The following is a 21698-nucleotide window of genomic DNA, read 5'->3' as shown; positions in this document are numbered from 1 at the left end:
AGATGAATAGCAGGACTTAATTGTTACTTTTCCATGGACCTTGATTGGCTTGGCGCCGATCAAGGTTTTTGTTTTGGGCCCCCTCAATCCCCAGCAGGCAAACCCGCAACCATTTTCGCTATGTTGCGAAAAAAATCATCCGTTGGCTTCATTCCCAATCCGACAACATCGAGATGATCCCAGGAATCCATCAGGCCCATATCGTTCCATTTTCCGCGCTGCGGCTTTCCGCGGTAAGTCACGATTTGATCGGTTGACCCATTTTTGGGCCCGTTCATGGAAATCGTGCTGACCAGGCCATCATTCGGCCACCAGTTCTGATCGATGGTGACGTGCCCAGGAGCATGATAGGTAAAGGAACCGACAAAAAAGCTGGACGGCAGCAATAACGGGTTCATGAACGCTTTCGGCACATGCCAGCCCAAGAGCGGAACCCGATAGGAATTGTTGGCCGCGATCGAGAAGTAGTAGACGCGGGGCTGCGCCTGTACCCGCTCGTTCAATTCCTTGGCCCCGTCAGGGCTTAAATCCCACTGCGAGCTGTCCTTCGACAGCGTCCAGAATTCGCTGCTTAGGACGCGTTTGGAATAACTGAGCCATGATTCGTCGGGCAGTCGCTTCAACCCCCATTGATCCAATTTGAAATCATATGGAGGGTGTTCAAAGTGACCGACCGCGGCGGCAACCACGCCTATCAACTGGTGGGTATAGGGAGCGACTCCCTCGACGAAATGCGTGAAGCTGGTGCCGTCATGCGGCGTGGCGATGGACACGAGGCTGCTTACATGCGGCAGCGGCCGATCGCTAAATAGCGGCGACAGATCCGATGGGGCGGTCCCATCGCGCTCGGCGGCGTCTCCGTTCTCCAGCAGATGGATCAGCATCCGTGCGGTTTGTCCGCCCATGCTATGCCCGATCAGATGAATCTTCCTCGTCTGTCCCGTATCCGGGTCGATCTCTCCCCATTCCGGATACAGACCTTCATAGGTTCTTCCATACCGGGCGTGCCCGTACATTTCCGAGTGGGCTTTGCCGTAATCCACGGTTCCGCCCTTAATCTGCGCATACAATTCGCAGGCTCGATCCCAATTGCTCGATACCGTTCCTACCGTGGCCGTGAAGACGGAATGCCCGTTTTTACGCAGCTTCTCTTGGATATCGCCGAATCCGCCCCAGTATTTAAAACCAAACATCTCGTCTCTGCCCCAGCCTCCAAATCCATGGACGAGCACGATGGGGTAATCATTGTTGGCATGTGCGGCCTGCGCGCGGGCAGACGGCAAGTCGGCATGAAAAAGAATAGAGTAGAAAAGAAGAAAGAAGAGCGCCACATAAAGTGACAGTTTGCGGTTCATAAACAGCCTCCTTTAATTTGCAATCGCTTTCACTGAGGTTGTTCGCAAATTTCCGTCTTATTTTCGCGGCAATGCTGCTGGATTCATGAAGAAGAACTAGAACTCCTGACGCGAGTATGCATGGGGGACGTGTAACGTGGTGTGGCGGCAACTAGGGTTATGTTCTACATACATATTTACCATATGAACCCAATAATTACAACTATATATAATCATAGCTTCATATCTGATTACGGCAACGCCCCGAGGCTCACTGCCCCGGGGCGGCTTCTGGTTACGATTCGGCTAATGGCGCGGAGGCGCCGGCGCTTGCTTGGCGAGCGGCGGCCGCCTTGCCGCGGAACGGGCGGGTCAAGGAATAGACCGCCACGGCTAATGCTAGGAGGACGATGGAGCAGCCGACCCAGGCGTTGTAGGTGACGGCGCTCTTCTCGATCACCATCCCGCCGACGACCGAGCCGGTCGCGATGCCCAGATGCAGCACCGAGGAGCTCAGGCTCAGCTGGATGTCTGCGGTATCGGGGGCGCACTGCATCAAGTAGCTCTGCTGTCCCGGAGTCAGCGCCCAGCTTAGTGCGCTCCATATCATGACCACGGCCATGAACAGGTAGAACGGCAGATGAGCCGCGAAGGGCAGGATGAACATGATGCAGGCGAAGCTGGCTACGACAGTCAGGATGGAGCGCTTCGTGCCCCATTTGTCCGCAATCCAGCCCCCGAGTCCCCCGCCGGCGACGGCGGCGATGCCGAACAGGAAGTAGGCGACGCTCGTCATCTCCGGGCTCAATTGATAGGTCGCTTGGAGGTACGGGGTCAAATACGCATACAAGGTCAAATGACCGGTCAGCATGAAATAGGCCAGCAAATGCCCGCTTACCAGCTTGGCATTCTTCAGCGAGGCGAACTGGGCGCGAAGCGGCGCCGCCGGCGCCGGCGCGACGGGCTGCAGCGAGAAGAAAATCGCAATCATGGCCACGACCGTGAGCAGCGCGACGAACAGGAACGGCGCTCTCCAGCCGTAAGCATGGCCGATCACCATGCCAATCGGGACGCCCAGCACGAGCGAGCCGCTGACGCCCATATAGATAATTCCGATCGCCCGGCCCTTATACTCGGGCTTCACCAGCTTCGACGCGATCGTAACCGACAGGACGATAATGAGCGAACCGCTCGCGGCGGACAGCGCCCGGGCGGCCATCAACGCCCCGTAATCGGAGCTGAAGGAGACGATCAGATTAGACAGCAGAAAGACGAGCAAAAAGAATAAGTACAGCTTCTTCCGTTCGAACCGCGCGGTCACGTTCATCAATATCGGCGCGGATACGGCGAAGGCGACGGAGAAGATCGTGATCAATTGGCCTGCGGCACTGACCGTAATGCCGAGGTCGGATGCGATCTGGTCAAGCAGCCCTCCGATAATCAGCTCCACCGTGCCGACGACGAAGGCGGCGACCGCCAACATGTATACCCGGAAATTCAAAGGAAACAACTCCAATCTGCATAAATCAAAAAGTTACTACCATTATAGTAACCATGAACAAAGAACACAACAATTAATTTTTTTCCACAGGCGAATTAGGGGCCTTCCGCCGCTGTTGTCAATGACAACGCGCACACGAAGGACTGCCAATCACAAAAAAAGCCGACGAAGAAATTATTGCAGATAGACACGTGCAGGGCTCCTTTCTACAATTAGCGATAACACGGCTGCGACAAATCTAAAACGCTTACATGGCAAGGCTGCGCGACTTTGAACAGATGGAGGCTGCTGCATGGCAAAAATATTTCGCAAGCATTGGCAGATGTATTTGCTCCTTGCGCCCGTTGCGGTTTATTTCATTGTATTTCATTACGTTCCGATGTACGGGGTCCAGATCGCGTTCAAGGATTTTATCGCGACGAAGGGCATTGCCGGAAGTCCCTGGGTCGGGATGAAGCATTTCGAGCGCTTTTATCAGAGCTATTATTTCTGGCGCCTAATCAAGAATACGCTGGGCATTGGATTGTACCAATTGCTGGTCGGCTTCCCGGTCCCGATCCTGCTGGCCTTGATGATGAATGAGATTCGGGGCAAATGGTTCAAGAAGACGGTGCAGACCGTCACGTATGCCCCGCATTTTTTATCGACCGTCGTGATGGTCGGAATTCTCGTCATTTTCCTGTCGCCGGATACGGGGATGATCAATCATCTTATCCGCGCCTTCGGCGGGGAGCCGGTTTCCTTCTTGACAGAGCCGGGCTGGTTCAAATCATTATATGTCTTTTCGGGCGTCTGGCAGCAGATGGGATGGAGCTCCATCATTTATTTGGCCGCGCTGTCCGGGGTCGACCCGCAGCTTCACGAGGCGGCCCGCGTCGACGGGGCGAGCCGGCTGCAGCGCATCCGGCACGTCAATCTTCCGTGCATCATGCCGACTATCGTCATCCTTTTGATTCTGAATACCGGATCGATTCTCAGCGTCGGCTTCGAGAAAGTGTTCCTGATGCAGAATGACATGAACCTGGAGAGCTCGGACGTCTTTGCCACGTACGTCTACCGCAGCGGCCTGCTGGGCGCGCAGTACAGCTTCTCCGCCGCCGTCGGCTTATTCAGCAACATCGTCAACTTCATTCTGCTCGTCAGCGTCAATTTCATCGCGAGAAAAGCCGGGAACACGAGCCTATGGTGAGGAAAGGAGGAGGATTTCAGTGGGGGAGACCCGTGGAGATAAGATGTTCGGCTTCATCAACAGTTTGCTGCTCGTTATGATTTTGTTGATTGTCCTGTATCCGCTCGTGTTCGTGCTGAGCGCGTCCATCAGCAATCCCGCCGCCGTATCGCGGGGCGAACTGTGGCTGTTCCCGAAGGAGATTACGTTTGTCGGTTATCAGAAGGTGTTTCAGAACCGGGAAATATTGACGGGGTACGGCAATACCATCCTCTATACAGTCATCGGAACATCGGTCAACCTGCTGATGACCATATTGGCGGCGTTCCCCTTGTCACGAACCAATCTTCCCGGCCGCAATATTATTATGTTCGCCCTCGTGTTCACGATGTTCTTCAGCGGCGGCCTCATTCCTTCCTATCTCGTCGTGAAGAAGCTCGGCCTGCTGAACAGCATGTGGGCGCTCGTGCTGCCGGGCGCCGTCTCCGTCTATAACATCATCATCATGCGGACTTTTTTCCGCACGAGCGTGCCGTATGAAGTGCAGGAGGCGGCGATGATCGACGGCTGCACGACGCTCCAGATTCTGTACCGCATCATGCTTCCGCTGTCGATGCCGATTATAGCGGTCATGGTGCTGTTCTACAGCGTCGATCATTGGAACTCGTACTTCAGCGCGCTCATTTATTTGACCGATCGGGACAAATTCCCGCTGCAGCTCATCCTGCGCGAAATTCTGATACAGAACCAGATGGATAAAATGGCCGGAGGCGCTTCGGCATTGTCCGAACAGATTATGTACGGCCAGGCGATTAAATATGCGGTCGTCATTGTCGCGAATCTGCCGGTCTTCCTGCTGTATCCGTTCCTGCAGCGCTACTTCGTCAAAGGGATGACGATCGGCGCAATCAAAGGGTAACACGACATATTTGAATATAGGGGGTTGCGTGATGAAAAATCGACGTTATACTGTGCTGCTCCTTGTCTTGATGCTGGCGTGGGCCGCCGCGCTCGCGGGCTGCGGCAGCCCGAGCGGAGGAGGGGGAGAAGACGGCGGCGCCAAGGAATCCGCCGGCGTGAACAAGGAAGGGATGCCGATCGTGCAGGACAGGATCGAGCTGGAGTTCTTCGCGCCGAAGCGGTTCGCGGCCTCGGACTGGAACAACCTGCTGCTCTGGCAGGAATTCGAGAAGATGACCCATATCCATATCACATGGAACACGGTCGATCGCGACAATCTGGTCGAGAAGCGGAACATTTTGCTCGCCGGCGGCGATTATCCGGATGCATTTTACGGGAACCGGTTCACTCCTTCGGACCTGATGCTGTACGGCGAACAGGGCGTCTTTATCCCGCTGAACCAACTGATTGAGGAGTATGCCCCGAATTTCAAAAAGCTGCTGGACGAGAATCCGGAAGTTCGCAAGGCGATTACGATGCCGGACGGCCATATTTATTCCTTCCCTACCATAACCGATCCGGGCTTCACCTCGATGCTGACGGGGGCCTTCATGTGGTACAGCCAGGAATGGCTGGACCGGATCGGGAAGCCGGAGCCTCAGACGACCGAGGAATTTTATGAGTTCCTGAAGGCAATCAAGCAGGCCGATCCGAGCATCATCCCGCTTGGCGGCGGCCCGGGCTGGAATTACCTGGGGAATTACTTGTACGGTGCATGGGGGCTGGGCAATCGCGGCGTATCCCATCCTTATGTGGATGTCGATCCGGCGAACAACGAGTTGCGTTTTTTTCCGGCAGACGGCCGTTACAAGGAGATGCTCCAGTATGTGAACAAGATCTACAGCGAAGGGTTGATTGACAAAGATTTTTTCACCGCCAATGCCGATCAGATTATCGCCAAGGGCTCCCAGGGCGTATACGCCGTGATTGCCGATTACAATCCGGAGGCCGTCTACAGCAATCTGAAGGGCTATGTCGGCGCCTCGGCGCTGGCCGGGCCGCATGGCGACAAAATCTATTCCTATATCGGATCGCCGGTCGGAAGTCCGGGACAGTTCGTCATTACCGACAAGAACAAGCACCCGGAAGCGACCGTGCGCTGGGTGGATCATTTATACAGCGAGGAAGGCATCAAAATGTTCTTCATGGGCTTCAAGGATAAGACGTTCGTGGAAAAAGCCAACGGCGAGATCGATTATACGGACGAGATCAAGCATAACCCGGACGGCTTGACCCAGGATCAGGCGGTGTCGCAATATCTCGTCTGGCCGGGGGTCGGTTATCCGAGCATGCTGAAGCAGGCGTATTTCAAGGGAGCCGAAGGAATGCCCGGATCGATTGAGGCGGCCAAGAAGGTGGAGCCGTACCTCATCAAGGAGATCTGGCCGCCGTTCAACTATACGAAGGAAGAGACCGAGCGCATGACGGTGCTCAAGACCGATATCGAGACGTATGTCAAGGAGATGACGACCAAATTCATTACCGGCGGAGCCTCCTTCGACGAATGGGACAAATACGTGGATACGCTCAACAAGATGGGACTGAAGGAATATATGGACATTTATAAGGCGGGGTATGAGCGCTATCAACAATAACCGATCGGAGGGAAGCTTGGAGCTTGCCGGCTTTTGTCGGCGCCGGTGCGGAAATCTCCGATTGCCAAGAGCCGGCAGCGTGTGTAAGCTGTACTCACGGAATCGCGGGGAAGCGTCAAGTGAGCAGCCTGCACTCTATCACGAAGGGTCTGATGTCAGACGAAAATGCCGCAGATCAGATAACATGGGTGCATGATGGACTGTCAAAGGGGAAGACGTCTCCGTCTTCCTCTGGCGGCCGCTGCCTGAACCGGATGCGGGCGGTCCCGGATGACAAGAGCTGGAGGAGGGCGCGGGCATGAGGATGTGGAGCCGGAGAGTCAAGTCCAGATTTTATAAATATTTCTTTTCTTATATGCTGCTCGTCGTCATAGTGCTGATCATTATGGGCGGGATCGTCTATCAGGGCTTCGTCGCGACGCTGGGAGACGAGATCCGGGACAGCACGGTCGCCCGGCTGACACAGATAAAGGACATTATGGATTCCAAAGTGAATGAGATGAACCGGATGGCGCTCCAGATCTCCTTCAACTCCGTGCTGACACCGTTCATGGTGGAGGAGAACGGCTACGCCCTGTACCGGACCGTGTCCGAGCTCAAAAAATATAAATCCACCAACGCCTTCATCGATGACGTGATGCTGTACTATCCTTCCCAGCACCCCGGCCGGCTGTATGCGGCCAGCGGTACGTACGATGCGGACGAATTTTTTGAATCCGTTTACAAATTCGACGGCTACCGGCTGAAGGACCTGGACAAAACGCTGGAGAGCATGGAAATTCCCGTGCTGCAAGCGCTGCAGACGACGGTTATGAAGGGCGTGCCGCCGCTGCGAAAATATGTCTATATCGAACCGCTGTCGCATAACCGGGACGAGCGCTACGGGGCGGTGCTGTTCTTCATCGAGGAGAGCGGCATCCGGACGATTATGCAGCAGGCGCTTCAGGATTACTATGGCTTCACCTACATCGTCAGCGAACGGCAGGAGCCGCTCTACCGGCTCGAGAACGCCGGAACGAAGGCGGCGGAATCCGCCGTGTGGACCGCGGTTCGGGACGCGTCCGCGAAGGAGGCGGAGGACACGGTTCAGAGCGTGTCCATCGAGGGGCATCCGTATTCTATCGTGCGCATGCAATCGGACCATAACTATTGGTCCTATATTACAGTCATGCCGACCGGCCAGTTCATGAACCGGGTTCAGCAGAGCAAGCGGTGGTTCGAATATACGGTCGCGGCCGTATTTGTCATCGGTCTGATCATTGCCTTCGCCTTCTCGGCGACTAATTACCGGCCGCTGCACCGGCTGGTGAAGAAGCTGGAGCCGCATCATTCGCTGGAGGCGGCGTCCGCGGGAACCGATGAATATGATTTCATCTCCCGCGCGGTCGGGGAGATGGAGGCGCAGAAGGAAGGCCTGCTCCATCGCTTGAAGAGCCAGGCGAGCGAACTGAAGGAGCAGATCATTCTCTCGCTGCTGCATGGCCGCATGATGAGCGGCCCGTGGGAGGAGCGGCTGGCACTCGCATCGATGCGCTTCGAGCACGAGCAGGCGGTCGTCCTCCTGTTCCATATCGATGACTATGCCGGGTTCCAGCGCCTACACTCGACCTCGACCCAGCATTTGCTCAAGTACAGTCTGGGGAAGATGCTGGAGGAGCTCTCGGAGGAAATAGGAATTGGCTATAGCGTGGAGCTGCCGGATAACCGGACCTTCGCCCTGCTGCTCAATCTGGACGAGGCGGCGATGGAGAGCGGGCAGCCGGTCAGGCTGGCCGAGAAGCTGCGGCAGTTCCTCCGCCATTACTGGCATCTGTCGGTCACGGTCGGCATTGGCTCCTGCTGCGAGGATATCGCCCTCGCGCACGGCTCCTTCCTTGAAGCGAGCCAGGCGGTTCGCTACCGCTTCATCAAGGGCGGGGGACGGATTATCCGCTATGAAGATGTTCGTCCGAACCGTCAGAGCCCGTACTGGCAGCCGCTTGAGCAGGAGCGGGAGCTGGTGCTGGCGCTGAGGCAGGCGCGGGGCGACGACGCGCGGCATATCGTCGCCGCCATGCTGCAGGATATCGCGGAGCGGCATATTCCGCTTCGCGCGGCCGAGCTGATCTGCTTCAATCTGGTGAACACGCTGATTAAGACGCTGATGGAGCTCGGCATCGAATCGGATGACCGCTTCCGCGACCTGATTAACGCCCTGGCGACGGAAGAGGTTGAGACGATGGAGGCGCTGGAGGCCTCGATCGCCCGCTTGTGCCGGGAGCTGTGCTTCTATATGGAAGAGCAGACCGCGGTCAAGGGCGCCGGCCTCGCCGACAAGCTCCGCGGCTACGTCGCCGAGCATTACCGGGACAGCGGCCTCTCGCTGGAGAGCATCGCGCAGCAATTCTCGCTCTCGCCGTCCTATGTCACGCGCGTGTTCAAGGGCAGCACCGGCCTGCCGCTGATGCGCTATATCGATACGCTGCGGATGGAGAAGGCGAAGGAGCTGCTGAGGCATACCGATGCTCCCCTGCGTAAGATCATGAGCGAGGTCGGCTACAACGATCCGACGAATTTCATCCGCAAATTCAAGAAAAGCGAGGGCCTGACCCCGATCCAGTACCGGAACGCGGTTCGGGAAGGATGACCGGCGAAAGACGACCAGCTTCCCTTAGCGGAAGCTTTTTTTTGGAGCCGGAGGCCTATTCGGCGGTTGACCGACATGTATATACATGATATCATTTTACTGTAATTTGTATATACAAGTTGTCTGGAGAAAAGAGATTGTAAGCGTTACTAGGGGGATAGATGAGATGATGTAGGTGAAAAATGGAGGACAGGGCGAGGCAATGGAAGTGAAATGATTCACGATCTGATGGTGGAATGGGATAACCTGTGAAAAACAATGCTCCAATTGGGCAGTTGGATAATATTCAGCAAGATCTATACCGCATCAAGAGTTTTGGAGGAGCTAGCGATGGCAATAAAGAGAGAGTCCGTGGAACAGATACTTGAGGCTGTTGGAGGCTCGGACAATATTTCAGATGTTATACACTGCATTACGAGACTGCGATTTTCCTTGCGGGACGAGGGGAAAGTCAATAAAGAAGCGCTCGATCGGAATGACTTAGTGAAAGGCAGCTTTTCGACGAATGGTCAGTTCCAGGTGGTCATTGGCCAAGGAGTCGTGGATAAAGTGCATAAGGAATTGGTGCACATCGCCGGAATGACAGGGACTTCCGCTTCCGCCCCCGCTCCGGCGCGGGGAACGGCGCCTGCCGCCGAAGCGAAAAAGATCAACCCGCTGCAACGGTTCGTGAAGGTGCTGGGAGATATTTTTATTCCGCTCCTTCCGGCCATTGTCACATCCGGCTTGCTGCTTGGGCTTAATAATTTGCTTGTCGGACCGGGCATTTTTTACGCGCAAAAGTCGTTGATCGAAGTGCATCCGGCCTGGGAAGGATTTGCCGACATTGTCAGTTTGATTGCGAGCACCGCATTTACGTTTTTGCCGGGTTTGATTGGTTGGTCTGCGGTGAAACGCTTCGGGGGGAGCCCGCTCCTCGGTATTGTGCTAGGGTTGATGCTCATTCACCCGAGTCTCGCTCCTGCAAGCGACGCGTTAAGCAGCGGAGACATTCCCAGCTGGGATCTGTTCGGATGGTCTATCAATAAAATCGGCTATCAGGGACAAGTCATCCCTGTCTTGCTCTCATCCTTTTTGCTTGCCCGAATCGAACTTTTTTTAAGAAAACGCATTCCCGATTCGATTCAATTGCTGCTGGTGGCGCCCATCGCGCTGCTGATCACCGGCTTTATTACATTTGCGGTTATCGGGCCGGTTACGTTTCATATCGGCAATGCCATTAGCGATGGCGTCGTCTCGATGTTCCATCACTTCGGCTGGCTGGCCGGGTTTATCTATGCCGGAATCGGGGCGCTGCTTGTCATGACGGGGATGCACCATACGTTCCTGGCGCTTGATTTGCAGTTGATTTCGAGCATCGGCACTACCTACCTGTGGCCGGTGATTGTCATGTCCAATATCGCGCAAGGAGCGGCGGCGCTTGCGATGATGTTCGCCAGCAAGGACGACAAATTGCGAGGAACGGCGCTCACCTCGGGCATTTCCGCCTTTCTGGGCGTGACGGAACCTGCGATGTTCGGCGTGAATATACGCTTTAAGTTTCCATTCATCAGCGCCATGATCGGCGCGGCTTGCGCGGGCATGCTGGTGGCCTGGAGACATGTGACGGCTTCTTCGATCGGAATTGGCGGAATACCGGCATTTTTGTCTATCTTCACTGACTTTTGGGGCATTTATTTTATAGCTATGGGCATCGCCGTTGCCGTGCCGTTTGTGCTGACCCTTATCTTTGCCACAGTAAAAGGAACCGGTAAATAAAGAGCAGACAATGGGCAGGCGGACATTGATGCAGGGATTAGGGCGGATTTAAGTAGAGGAGTGTAACCATGCAAGAACCTTGGTGGAAAAGAGCGGCCGTCTATCAAATCTATCCGAAAAGTTTTCTGGATACGACAGGCAGCGGCATTGGAGATATTAACGGGATCATCGCCAAATTGGATTATCTTCGCGACCTGGGCGTGGACGTGATCTGGTTAACCCCGATTTATGCGTCGCCTGAAAAAGACAATGGCTACGATATTAGCGATTATTATGCGATTAACCCGCAGTATGGCACGATGGAGGAGTTCGACAAGCTGTTATCCGAAGCTCACCGCAGAGGGATGAAGGTCATTATGGACATTGTGGTGAACCATACCTCGACGGAGCATCCGTGGTTTCAACAGTCTTGCTCCTCCCTCGATAATCCATACCGGGACTACTATATATGGAGAGAACCGAGCAGCGGACGGGAACCGAACAATTGGCAGTCGAAATTCGGCGGAAGCGCTTGGAACTATGATGAGAAGACGAAGCAGTACTATTTGCATCTCTTTGACGTCACGCAGGCGGATCTCAATTGGGAAAACGCAGGTTTGCGCCGGGAAGTCTATCAAATGATGAAATTTTGGCTCGCCAAAGGAGTCGACGGCTTCCGTTTGGATGTCATTAATTTAATTTCGAAAGATCAGAAGTTCCCGAATGACAGCGGCGAGGATCCGCAGGCGGACGGCCGCAAATTTTATACGGACGGCCCCCGCATTCATGAGTATTTGCATGAGATGAACCAGGAAGTGTTTTCCGTTCATGACACGATGACGGTCGGGGAGATGTCCTCCACTTCGATCGAGGAATGCATCAAGTACACGAATCCCGAGCGGCAGGAATTAAGCATGGCGTTTAACTTCCATCATCTCAAAGTCGATTATCCCGGCGGAGAGAAATGGACGCAAGCCGCGTTTGATTTTATCAAGCTGAAGCAAATCCTGTCGGAATGGCAAACGCGAATGCATGCGGGGCGCGGCTGGAACGCGCTGTTTTGGTGCAATCATGATCAGCCGCGCATCGTATCGCGATTCGGCGACACCGGCAAGTACCGGGTGGAAGCCGCCAAAATGCTGGGCACAACGATTCACATGATGCAGGGGACGCCTTTTATCTACCAGGGCGAAGAAATCGGAATGACGAATCCGGAATTCGATCGTCTCGCGGATTACCGTGATGTCGAGTCGCTAAATATGTACAGCATTTTAAGACAGCAAGGAAAAAGCCATGATACGGTAATGGGCATTCTCAAACAAAAGTCCCGCGATAATTCGCGGACTCCGATGCAATGGAACCGCAGCGCTCACGGAGGATTCACGAAGGGCACGCCTTGGATTCAAGCGGCTCCGAACTATCCGGACATCAACGTAGAAGCTGCGCTGCAAGATCGGGATTCGATTTTTTATCATTATCAAAAGCTAATCCAACTGCGCAAACAATACGACATCATCACCTATGGAGATTACCGGTTGCTGCTTGCGGATCATAAACAGGTCTTCGCTTATGCGCGACAATGGCAAAATGAAACGCTTCTCGTTGTCAGCAACTTTTACCGCGAACCGGTTTCTCTTGCAGCCGGCGAGATCGGGATTTCACCTGCGCATGGGAAATACGGCATGTTGCTGTCGAATTATGCCGATTCACCGGAGGAGTTCCAGACTCTTCAATTAAGGCCTTACGAATCCATCGTGTATTATTGGAGGGGAGAGTAAGACCAACCGGAAGCCAGCTGTGGCTTATACAGGATGTAGGCAGAGCGCCCCGGCACGTCATCCGTTGATTCATGGAATAAAAGGATATATGCTTATAATAATGATATTGCTATTGGAGAAATGGTGAGAAATGGAATGAGAAACAATAAATTTTCCGGGATTTATTACGATCTCGCCACAAAAATTCAATCAGGCGAAATGAAATCCAATAGTTTGCTGCCTTCCGAGCATGAATTAGCCAAGATGTACGACGCTTCCCGCGAGACGATTCGCAAGGCGCTGAACCAATTGGCGCAGAACGGTTATATCCACAAGGTAAGAGGCAAAGGCTCTGTCGTCCTGGATATCGAGAAATTCAATTTTCCCATTTCGGGGTTGGTCAGCTTCAAAGAGATCGCCAACCGGTCAAGGAAGGAATGGCGTACGATTGTGCATGAATTGGTCCTTGCCAAGCCGGACAGCTTTATTCAGAAGGAGCTGAAAATCAACCATAAAACGGATGTGTGGAAGATTGTCCGTTCGCGGGAAATCGCCGGCGAGCGGATTATTTTAGATATCGATTATGTGAATAAGGAATTTGTCCCCACGATTACGAAAGATATTGTGGAGCATTCGCTTTACGCGTATTTCGAGTCGCAGCTGGGGTTGGTCATCAGCTTCGCCAAAAAAGAAATCACGGTGGAGCAGGCGACCGAGGCGGATCGCGAATACATGGATTTAGGCGAGCACACGTATGTCGTTGTCGTCAGGAACCATGTTTATCTGAATGATGCCGCCTTGCTGCAGTATACCGAGTCGCGGCACCGGCCCGACAAATTCCGGTTTGTCGATTTCGCCAGACGCGAAAACATCGGTTTGCCGTTCAAGTGATCGGCAGCCAGCTCTAAGCATGCAGGGGTTGTCCAATGGTCGCGTTTAGCTGCACGGAGACAACCCCGCTTGCTTCTCGCAGCTCGACTTGCCAAAAAACTGCGAACTTACAGTTTTCCTTTGGGAAGTTTCCCCCGTTAAAGGCATTCCTGCAATACCCAGGCTGGTGGAAACTCCCTGGCATCGTTCCCTTCAGGGGCGTGTTGAGGGAATTGCTGCTATTTTACAGGAATTTCAGCTAAATGAGTCCACATCCCGAGGAATTGCTGCAAATCTACATCATTTTAGGCCCTTTTGCTTCAAGCCGAAGCGAAACGGGTGAAATTCCTGCAGTTTTGCAGGATTCCCTTTCTGGGAAAGTCGTCCATATCGAATTGCTGTATTTATGCAGGATTTCGCTTACCGAATAGGCGTATCTGAAAGAAATCGTGCAGTTTTGCGGATTTCGCCTGCCGGATAGGCGTGTCTAGAGAAATGGTACAGTTTTCAGGCCGTTGAACCCCCCCTGTTTTTTGCGAAGGGGTGGAGAAGGTCCATTTTCCTCATCCAAACTTTGGCTCTTAGAGCGTTTTAAATCGATTTTTTCTACCGGGAGAAGAGATCCCCATCACAGGTGAAAAGTCCCATAGACTACTCAATGGCCTGATTTTACGGGATCCAACCGACCGCGTCGGATGCTGGGGGCATCATCGCCTTCCTGAAGCATTATCAGCCTGCTGGAAGCACTATCGGCCTGCTGGAAGCATTATCCGGCCTGCTGGAAGCATCGTTGCCTCCTGGGGCTTGGACGTGCGGAGGAAATTGCTGCTATTTTACAGGAATTTCGGCTTAATGAGTCCCCATCCCGAGGAATTGCTGCAAATCTACATCATTTTAGGCCCTTTTGCTTCAAACCGAAGCGAAACGGGGGAAATTCCTGTAATTTTGCAGGATTCCCTTTCTGGAATAGTCGTCCATATCGAATTGCTGTATTTCTGCAGGATTTCGCTTACCGAATCGGCGTGCCTGGAAAAATCGTGGAGTTTGCAGGATTTCGCCTGCCGGATGGGCGTGTCTAGGGAAATGGTGCAGTTTTCAGGATGGTGGAAATATCCATTTTCCTACTCAAAACTTCTTTCTCAACAGCCTGATATATGCAGGATTCGATGCAATCCCCTCTTCCGCCGCCCGTCTGCGGCCGTCTCTACGCCCCGCATTCGTCACATCTCCCCGTTGTCCCGCCTCCGCCATTCGCCGCTGTCCCGTCTTGCCCCTCCTCATTTTTCATCCCTTTTACTGGTTAGATAACGAAGCTGGCATCAGGTATTCGGATCGGATTATTGAATCACCCGATTAGGTTCATACAGGGAGGAAGTTGGTCATGCATACATTCAAAATCAAACGGATCTATGAGCAGGCAGACGGCAGCGACGGCATCCGCGTCCTGGTGGATCGGATCTGGCCGCGGGGAATGTCGCAAGAAAACGCACAGCTGACGGCTTGGATGAAAGACATTGCTCCAAGCGCCGAGCTGCGCAAATGGTTCAACCATGCTCCTTCGAAATTCCCGGAATTCCAGCGGCGGTATGAAGCCGAATTGACAAGCGCCGCGATACAGGCCGATATCCGGCAATTGATCTCCTGGGTGCGGGAGAGCGATGTGACCCTGCTGTACGCCGCCAAAGACGAGCAGCACAATCAGGCTGTCGTCCTGCAGCGTTTTTTGACCAACCGGTGGCGGGAGATGAGTTAAAGCGGTTGTATCCGGAAGCCGGCGAGCTCCCTGCTTGCGGTATCGGGCCCTCCTTTTTCCGTGGTTACATCGTGAGCTGCTGCCCCCGGTTCAGCCTCCGATCCGTATACAGCACCTTGATCATCAGTCCCATCGAGGCGGCGATAAGCAGCGACGGAATCCAGAAAATCGTTGGCGAGACTCCTTCGATCAGGAGCGGCAGAAAATATCCGATCAAGGAAGCGGTTTGCGAGATGAACACATAGAGACTGGCCCCGAAGCCTGCCCGATGGATGAACATGCGCTGCACATAGCCCATCCCGACGCCGTACAGCACCGAGACAAAGAAGGAATAGAGCGGCTGCACCAGGAAAAAGACAGGCAGCGATCCGCTCATGCTGTACGTCAGATACGTCATCAGCGCGAAGCCGCTGCCGAGCAGCAGTATCCGCTTGCTCCCGTATGTGGCCGCCCAGTATCCGGCCATCGTCATGAACAGCAGCTCGAAGACGGCTTGCGTGCTCCAGATGTAGGACATGAGCCGGGGATCGCGGAACAGCTCGTGCACGACGAGCGGGAGATACAAGCCCCGGATCGCGTCCGCGCAGGAGAGCAGCAGGATGGCGAACAGCATAATGAGGGAGAACGGCTCCCCTGCCCCGGACTTCTTGGCGGTCAGCGGCGAGGCCGTGATCTCCCGGTAGAACAGCAGCAGCAGGAACAAGGCGGCATAGCCCGCCAGATTGCCCCACAGGACGCCCTGGAACGTGGCGGCCAGATACAGATTGGCGCCGAGCAGCAGGCCGGTGAAGAAGCCGACGCTGTACGTGGCGCGGAGCCAGATCTGCGCGATCTCGACGACGCCGGGCGCGAGGCGCGTGAAATGATTGCGCGCCATCGCGAACAATTGCCCCATAATCATGCCCGAAGGCGCGGTAGCGAGCGCCATTCCGACGAGGGCCGTGGCGTAGCCGTCCGCCTTCATATAGATGAGCAGGCCGCCGATGCACAGCAGGGAAGCGATCATCGGAATCGTCTTCTTCCGCTTGATGCGGTCGCTTACGATGCCGACCGTAATCGTCAGCACCATATTGGAGAAGAGCGAGATGGCGAAAATCGAGACGATCTCGATTTTGCCCAGATGCACCGATTCCTGCAAATAGACCGCGTTCATCGGAGCGAGAATCCCGGTACCGATTCCGTACAGGAAAAGGGTGAGCACGAGCAGCCAAGCTCCCGGAATTTTGACAAACACATTGAAATCATGCCATATCCGCATGGAGAGAAACTCCTTCCTGGAAGCGCTTTTAGGTAGTTCAAAAAGTCCGCTTTTGATCGCGAAGCGAGTCAGGAAGTAACTCGGCATCGAATCTTGGATTCACTCTCGAAGAGCTTATGCTTCCGAAGTATGTTTCCTGCGGAAACATTTTAGCTGCTCATGTAGTCTTGCTACACTGCGCTGCTCCTACTCCTTACAAGGTTTGCGCAGCAAAAGCCGCTTCGGAAGCATAAGCCTCAGGTTCAAGCAACCTTCTCGGTGATGAAAGCCGACCCATTTGAACATGAATTGAGACTTTACCTACCATTATGCGGCCAATCTTGCGCGAACGACAAGGATTTATTTTACAGGGCTGTATACGAATTCGGTTATATTGGGAATCGCCTTAACGCCCTTATATGTGTTATACTGGAAATATAAACCGGATAAGACAACGGCGTTTGAAATAAACATCATAGCCCGAACGACAATCGCGAAGCACGCGTTGTCCGCGTCTCCTCATAACCAGGAGATGTGGATAGCGCGTGCTTTTTACATGTTTGGATTTGCATGGAAAGAGCAGTCAAATATGATACAATGAGGAGGAAATCAGGTGAGAGTCGCCAATAGACGGCAAACGGAAAGACTTAATCCGAAAAACGATTTTTTGTTCAAACGGTTGTTTGGCGAGGAGGAAGGGAAGCCGCTTCTAATAAGCTTGCTCAATGCGATACTCCGCCGTGAAGGCGCTCCCCAGATCACCGATGTGTCGATACTGGAGGATACGAAGCTCGCCCGGGAGATAATAGAAGATAAGGAAGCCGTTCTCGATATATTATGCGAAGTCGATGGCCGCGAAAAAGTGAATGTCGAAATGCAAGTGCGCCGCTTTGTGCGTATGGATTACCGGAGCCTGTTCTATGTGGGCAAGCTGCTGACCGAGTCGCTTCACTATGGCGAACCTTATGATCGCATGCAGCGCTCCATTGGAATCAATATTCTCGACCACTACTATCTTCCGCTAGAAAAATATCACAGCACCTTTCATTTATATGAAGACGATGATCGCCACTATATGCTGACAGATATTTTGGAGCTCCATTTTATCGAATGCCCGAAATTCCGGCAGTTGCCCTTTGACCTCCATGATCCGCTGCATCGCTGGCTGCGGTTTTTGGAACAGAAGGCCACTGCCGAACAATTGGAGGAGTTGATGATGTTGGATAAGGTATTCAAGGAAGCCGAGGACCGTCTAGCCCGCTTGGCTAGCGACGCGGAGACGCGCCGGCGCTATGCCCTGCGGGAAAAGGCCTTGCATGATCGCGCCAGCCTCCTGCAGGATGCGCATACGGCCGGGTTCCAGGAAGGGATCGAGCAGGGTATTGAACAAGGAATATATCAAACGGCACGAAACATGCTGAAGGAAGGGCTGGAGACGACCTTCATTAGCCGCATCACAGGACTTGATGCCGCACAGCTTGAATGTGTGAAGGAAACGATGCTGCTTGAGCCTAAGTCGAACGGAACATCGGTGAATTGATCATCAGGCAGCTTGGAGATTTTCAATGGCAGCGCATACCTTTTTACGATATGATATAGGAATGCCGCTTGGCGGCGGAACTATGAAGGAACAGGAGACTGGGTGATAACGTGGTGTCAATTAAAGATGTGGCAAGGCATGCGAACGTATCGGTGACCGTCGTATCGAAAACATTGAACGGATATTCCGACGTTAGCGAGGAAACGAAGAAGAAAGTGATGAAGGCCGTGGAGGAATTGAACTATTCCCCGAATATGGTGGCCAAAAATTTAAAGCAAAAGGTAACGAAATCGATTGCACTGATCTTCTCCAACTTCGAGCGCTCCAGCGGCAAGGACGGCGTCATTTTTCAAATTATGAGCGGTATCTACGAAGCAGCGATGAACTATAAGTATGAGGTCGTCATCTATACGCGCAGTTTATCGGAGCAGCAGGACAAGTCATATTGGCAATTTTGCAAGGAGCATAAGCTGTCCGGCGCGATCATTACCGGTCTGAAGACGACAGACCCCTACTTCCTTGAAATTGTGGACAGCAATTTCCCTTGTGTCGTCATCGATGCGGATATCGTGGGAGAGTATACGGGCTCGATAATGACGGATAATGTGAAGGCGGCCCGGCATGCGGTACAGCATTTGATCGATTGCGGGCACCGGCGGATCGGCATGATCAACGGCCATGACTTCGCTGTCGTCAGCAAGCAGCGGCATGAAGGCTACGTCCAGGCACTGGAGGCCAAGGCAATCCCGTACGATCCGGCATCGGTAGTCCATGCGGATTATTCCGAGGGCATGGCTTACGATATCGCCGATCGTTACGTGAAGGAGAATCCGGAGATGACGGCGGTATTTTGCGCGAGCGACTTGATGGCTATCGGATTTATGAAGCGCTGCCGCGAATTGGGCATCCGCATTCCGGAAGATCTGTCCGTCATTGGCTTCGATGATATTGTGCTGTCGGACTATACGACACCGCGGCTGACGACAATCCGCCAAAATTTCAAAGGCATTGCGATGGCAGCCTTCGACCACGCCGTGCAAATTATCGAACACAAGGAGCGGGGAAAACATATCACCATTTCATATGAGCGAATTGACAGAGAATCGGTAAGGATGCTATAATCGACCCGAAAGCGCTTTCTGCAAGCTTATTATTTTTCACGAAATCGAAAACGATTTCGATTTTTTTATCTGCTATCGAAAACGATTTCGGCTGCAATCTGACACCGACATAATAGAGATTACAACGAGGAGAGAAGACAATGCTTGCGTACCGCAACACATCGCAACCGGACATGAAGCAATGGAGCTTCACCGAGATGGAATTCAACCCGCTGGCTCAAGGCAAGTGCGAATCGATTATGTCGCTGGGGAACGGCTATATGGGGCTGCGTTCCGCGACGGAGGAAGCATACATCGGCCAGACCCGCAATCTGTTCGTCAACGGAACATTCAACCGGTTCGACGAGTTCGAGGTGACCGAGCTCCCGAATGCGGCCGACGTTACCCGGCTCGATATCTATATCGATGGCGAGCGCTTCAGCCTCGACACGGGCAAGACGGCGGAATACGCCCGCAGCCTGAATATGCGCGATGCCGAGCTGACCCGTTCGTTCGTCTGGGAGAACCGGGCAGGCAAGCGGGTGCGCTTTGCCTTTCGCCGCTTCGTCTCGCTCGACAACCTTCACCTTATCGGGATGAAGCTGGAATTGACGCCGCTTGATGAGGATATTTCGCTCCGCATCGCATCCGGCATCGACGCCCAGCTCGGCAATTCGGGCAGTCAGCATTTCCATGAAGGGGAGAAGCGCATCTTCGATAAGACGGTAATGCAATTGATCCAGACGACGACCGAATCGAAGGTGGACTTCGTCCTCCATGCGGCTCACCGCTTCAGCCTGGAGGGCCGGCCGCTCCCTATCGAGCCCAAGATGGAGATCGAACGCCGCAAAATGGCGATGGAGTACGCATGCGAAATCCCTGCCGGCCTCACCTTCGAACTGCAGAAGCTGGCGAGCGTTCACACGAGCAGAGATGCCGGGCATGCGGCGGGTTATGATTTGTCCGTCATGCGGGAGCAAGCCCGCGAAGAGATCGGGCAGGCGCTTGCCGCGGGGTATGACGCCTTGTTCGAGCGCCACCGGCAAGCCTGGGCCGAGGTGTGGGACAAGTACCGATTCCGGATTGAATCGAAGCATGAGTTCGACCTGCTGGCGCTCCGCTTCGCGGTCTATCATCTCGTAGCCATGACTCCGGCGCACGACAACCGGATGGGCATCGGGGCGAAGGGATTGAGCGGCGAAGGGTATAAGGGGCATTCGTTCTGGGACACGGAGATTTTCATTCTGCCGTTCTATATTTACAGCGATCCGGATGTGGCGCGCAAGCTGCTCGAATACCGTTATCAGGGGCTGGAGGGCGCACGGCGCAAAGCGAAGGAGAACGGCTACGAAGGCGCAATGTATCCATGGGAGGCCGCGTGGCCGACCGACGGGGAGGTGACGCCGGTATGGGGCGCCGTGGACATCGTGACCGGGAAGCAGACGAAGATATGGTCCGGCTTCATCGAGCAGCATATCACCTCGGATATCGCATACGCCGTCTGGCATTATTACCAGGCGACCGGCGACCGGGACTTTATGGAACGCTGCGGCTACGAGATGATTTTGGATACGGCGAAATTCTGGGCCAGCCGTCTGGAATGGAATGAAGCGCTCGCCCGCTATGAGATAAATGAAGTGATAGGGCCGGATGAGTACAAGGAGCATGTCAACAACAACGCGTTTACGAACTATATGGCTCACTTCAATATGGAATTGGCGATACGATACTGCGAACTCGTGAAGCGGGAGCATCCGGAGTTGTTCCGGGGCCTGAATGAGCGGCTCGATCTGGATAGCGCCTATGCGGACTGGAAGCAGAAGATCGGGCGAATCTATTTGCCGCAGCCGAACGAAGACGGCGTCATTCCGCAGGACGATACGTATTTGCAGAAGCAAGTCATCGATCTGGCGAAATACAAGGCGCAGCAGAAGGTCGGCACGCTGTTCGAAGATTACAATCTGGATCAGGTCAATGAGATTCAAGTGTCGAAGCAGGCGGACATCATGATGCTGTTCTACTTGCTGGAACATAGATTTTCCGCCCATTTGAAGCGCGCCAATTACAATTATTATGAGCCGAAGACGCTGCACGACTCTTCGCTCTCGTATTCCACGCACTGCATTTTGGCTAACGATTTCGAGGACAGCCGGCTTGCCTATAAGCTGTTCCGCAAGGCGGCCGAGATTGACCTGGGCCCCCATATGCACTCCTCCGATGCGGGCATTCATTCCGCTTCGCTGGGCGGGGTGTGGCAATGCGTCGTGATGGGCTTCGCCGGCATTCGGATGCTCGACGGCGCGCTCCATCTGAATCCGAGGCTGCCGCAGGAGTGGGAGCGCCTAACCTTCCCGCTGTACTGGAAGAATGCGCGCTTGAATGTGGACATTACGCATGATGCGCTGCGGGTCTCCACCGACGCAAATGAGGAACTGACACTGGTCATCCGCGGCATGGAAAAGAGCTTTCTCAACCGGCTTGAAATTCATTTATAAGGTTGCATCATCAACATATTCCTTG

Annotated in this window: 15 protein-coding genes; 12 read left to right on the top strand and 3 right to left on the bottom strand. The window is 53.9% G+C overall.

Features of this window, described 5'->3' with window-relative positions; all coding sequences use genetic code 11:
* Positions 1 to 83: 83 nt before the first annotated feature.
* Both L6439_RS21525 and L6439_RS21520 read right to left on the bottom strand, forming a co-directional pair.
* A complete protein-coding gene (locus L6439_RS21525) occupies positions 84 to 1355 on the bottom strand; it encodes an esterase/lipase family protein (RefSeq protein ID WP_213469244.1) in 1272 nt (423 codons plus the stop codon).
* Positions 1356 to 1629: 274 nt separating this feature from the next.
* Positions 1630 to 2817 (bottom strand): MFS transporter, encoded by a 1188-nt coding sequence (locus tag L6439_RS21520; protein ID WP_213469285.1) that lies wholly within the window; start codon positions 2815 to 2817, stop codon positions 1630 to 1632.
* 310 nt (positions 2818 to 3127) lie between these two features.
* Here L6439_RS21520 and L6439_RS21515 point away from each other — a divergent pair, with 310 nt between their 5' ends.
* The 9 genes from L6439_RS21515 to L6439_RS21475 all read left to right on the top strand — a co-directional run bounded on the left by L6439_RS21515 (position 3128) and on the right by L6439_RS21475 (position 15301).
* Positions 3128 to 4024: an ABC transporter permease gene (locus tag L6439_RS21515; RefSeq protein ID WP_213469243.1), complete on the top strand. Its 897-nt coding sequence runs from the start codon at positions 3128 to 3130 to the stop codon at positions 4022 to 4024.
* A gap of 19 nt (positions 4025 to 4043) precedes the next feature.
* Complete coding sequence (locus tag L6439_RS21510; RefSeq protein WP_237096580.1) at positions 4044 to 4922, top strand: carbohydrate ABC transporter permease; 879 nt, start codon at positions 4044 to 4046, stop codon at positions 4920 to 4922.
* A gap of 31 nt (positions 4923 to 4953) precedes the next feature.
* A complete protein-coding gene (locus L6439_RS21505; RefSeq protein ID WP_213469242.1) occupies positions 4954 to 6558 on the top strand; it encodes an extracellular solute-binding protein in 1605 nt (534 codons plus the stop codon).
* A 298-nt stretch (positions 6559 to 6856) separates the two neighbouring features.
* Positions 6857 to 9184 carry a helix-turn-helix domain-containing protein gene (locus L6439_RS21500; protein ID WP_213469241.1) on the top strand — a complete coding sequence of 776 codons (2328 nt, stop codon included), beginning with the start codon at positions 6857 to 6859 and terminating at the stop codon, positions 9182 to 9184.
* 330 nt (positions 9185 to 9514) lie between these two features.
* Positions 9515 to 10942 (top strand): PTS trehalose transporter subunit IIBC, encoded by a 1428-nt coding sequence (gene treB, locus L6439_RS21495; RefSeq protein WP_213469240.1) that lies wholly within the window; start codon positions 9515 to 9517, stop codon positions 10940 to 10942.
* 68 nt (positions 10943 to 11010) lie between these two features.
* Positions 11011 to 12699: an alpha,alpha-phosphotrehalase gene (gene treC / locus L6439_RS21490; RefSeq protein WP_213469239.1), complete on the top strand. Its 1689-nt coding sequence runs from the start codon at positions 11011 to 11013 to the stop codon at positions 12697 to 12699.
* A 135-nt stretch (positions 12700 to 12834) separates the two neighbouring features.
* Positions 12835 to 13569 carry a trehalose operon repressor gene (treR, locus tag L6439_RS21485; protein WP_168181705.1) on the top strand — a complete coding sequence of 245 codons (735 nt, stop codon included), beginning with the start codon at positions 12835 to 12837 and terminating at the stop codon, positions 13567 to 13569.
* Positions 13570 to 14400: 831 nt separating this feature from the next.
* Complete coding sequence (locus L6439_RS21480) at positions 14401 to 14856, top strand: hypothetical protein (RefSeq protein ID WP_213469238.1); 456 nt, start codon at positions 14401 to 14403, stop codon at positions 14854 to 14856.
* Between the two features lie 73 nt (positions 14857 to 14929).
* The gene (locus L6439_RS21475; RefSeq protein WP_168181219.1) at positions 14930 to 15301 is read left to right on the top strand and encodes a DUF488 domain-containing protein; all 372 of its coding nucleotides are present in this window, start codon (positions 14930 to 14932) and stop codon (positions 15299 to 15301) included.
* Positions 15302 to 15365: 64 nt separating this feature from the next.
* On the opposite strand, the gene L6439_RS21470 is transcribed toward L6439_RS21475, so the two are convergent.
* Positions 15366 to 16559 carry an MFS transporter gene (locus L6439_RS21470; protein WP_213469237.1) on the bottom strand — a complete coding sequence of 398 codons (1194 nt, stop codon included), beginning with the start codon at positions 16557 to 16559 and terminating at the stop codon, positions 15366 to 15368.
* Positions 16560 to 17151: 592 nt separating this feature from the next.
* On the opposite strand from L6439_RS21470, the gene L6439_RS21465 reads away from it, so the two are divergent.
* The 3 genes from L6439_RS21465 to L6439_RS21455 all read left to right on the top strand — a co-directional run bounded on the left by L6439_RS21465 (position 17152) and on the right by L6439_RS21455 (position 21673).
* Positions 17152 to 18078: an Rpn family recombination-promoting nuclease/putative transposase gene (locus L6439_RS21465; RefSeq protein ID WP_213469236.1), complete on the top strand. Its 927-nt coding sequence runs from the start codon at positions 17152 to 17154 to the stop codon at positions 18076 to 18078.
* 110 nt (positions 18079 to 18188) lie between these two features.
* A complete protein-coding gene (locus L6439_RS21460) occupies positions 18189 to 19199 on the top strand; it encodes a LacI family DNA-binding transcriptional regulator (RefSeq protein ID WP_213469235.1) in 1011 nt (336 codons plus the stop codon).
* 140 nt (positions 19200 to 19339) lie between these two features.
* A complete protein-coding gene (locus L6439_RS21455; protein WP_213469234.1) occupies positions 19340 to 21673 on the top strand; it encodes a glycoside hydrolase family 65 protein in 2334 nt (777 codons plus the stop codon).
* Positions 21674 to 21698: the final 25 nt, after the last annotated feature.

The sequence above is a fragment of the Paenibacillus dendritiformis genome (genome assembly GCF_021654795.1).
GTDB lineage: Bacteria > Bacillota > Bacilli > Paenibacillales > Paenibacillaceae > Paenibacillus_B.
Note: the sequence above shows the minus strand (reverse complement) of the source record. Positions and strands in the feature narration are given on the sequence as shown.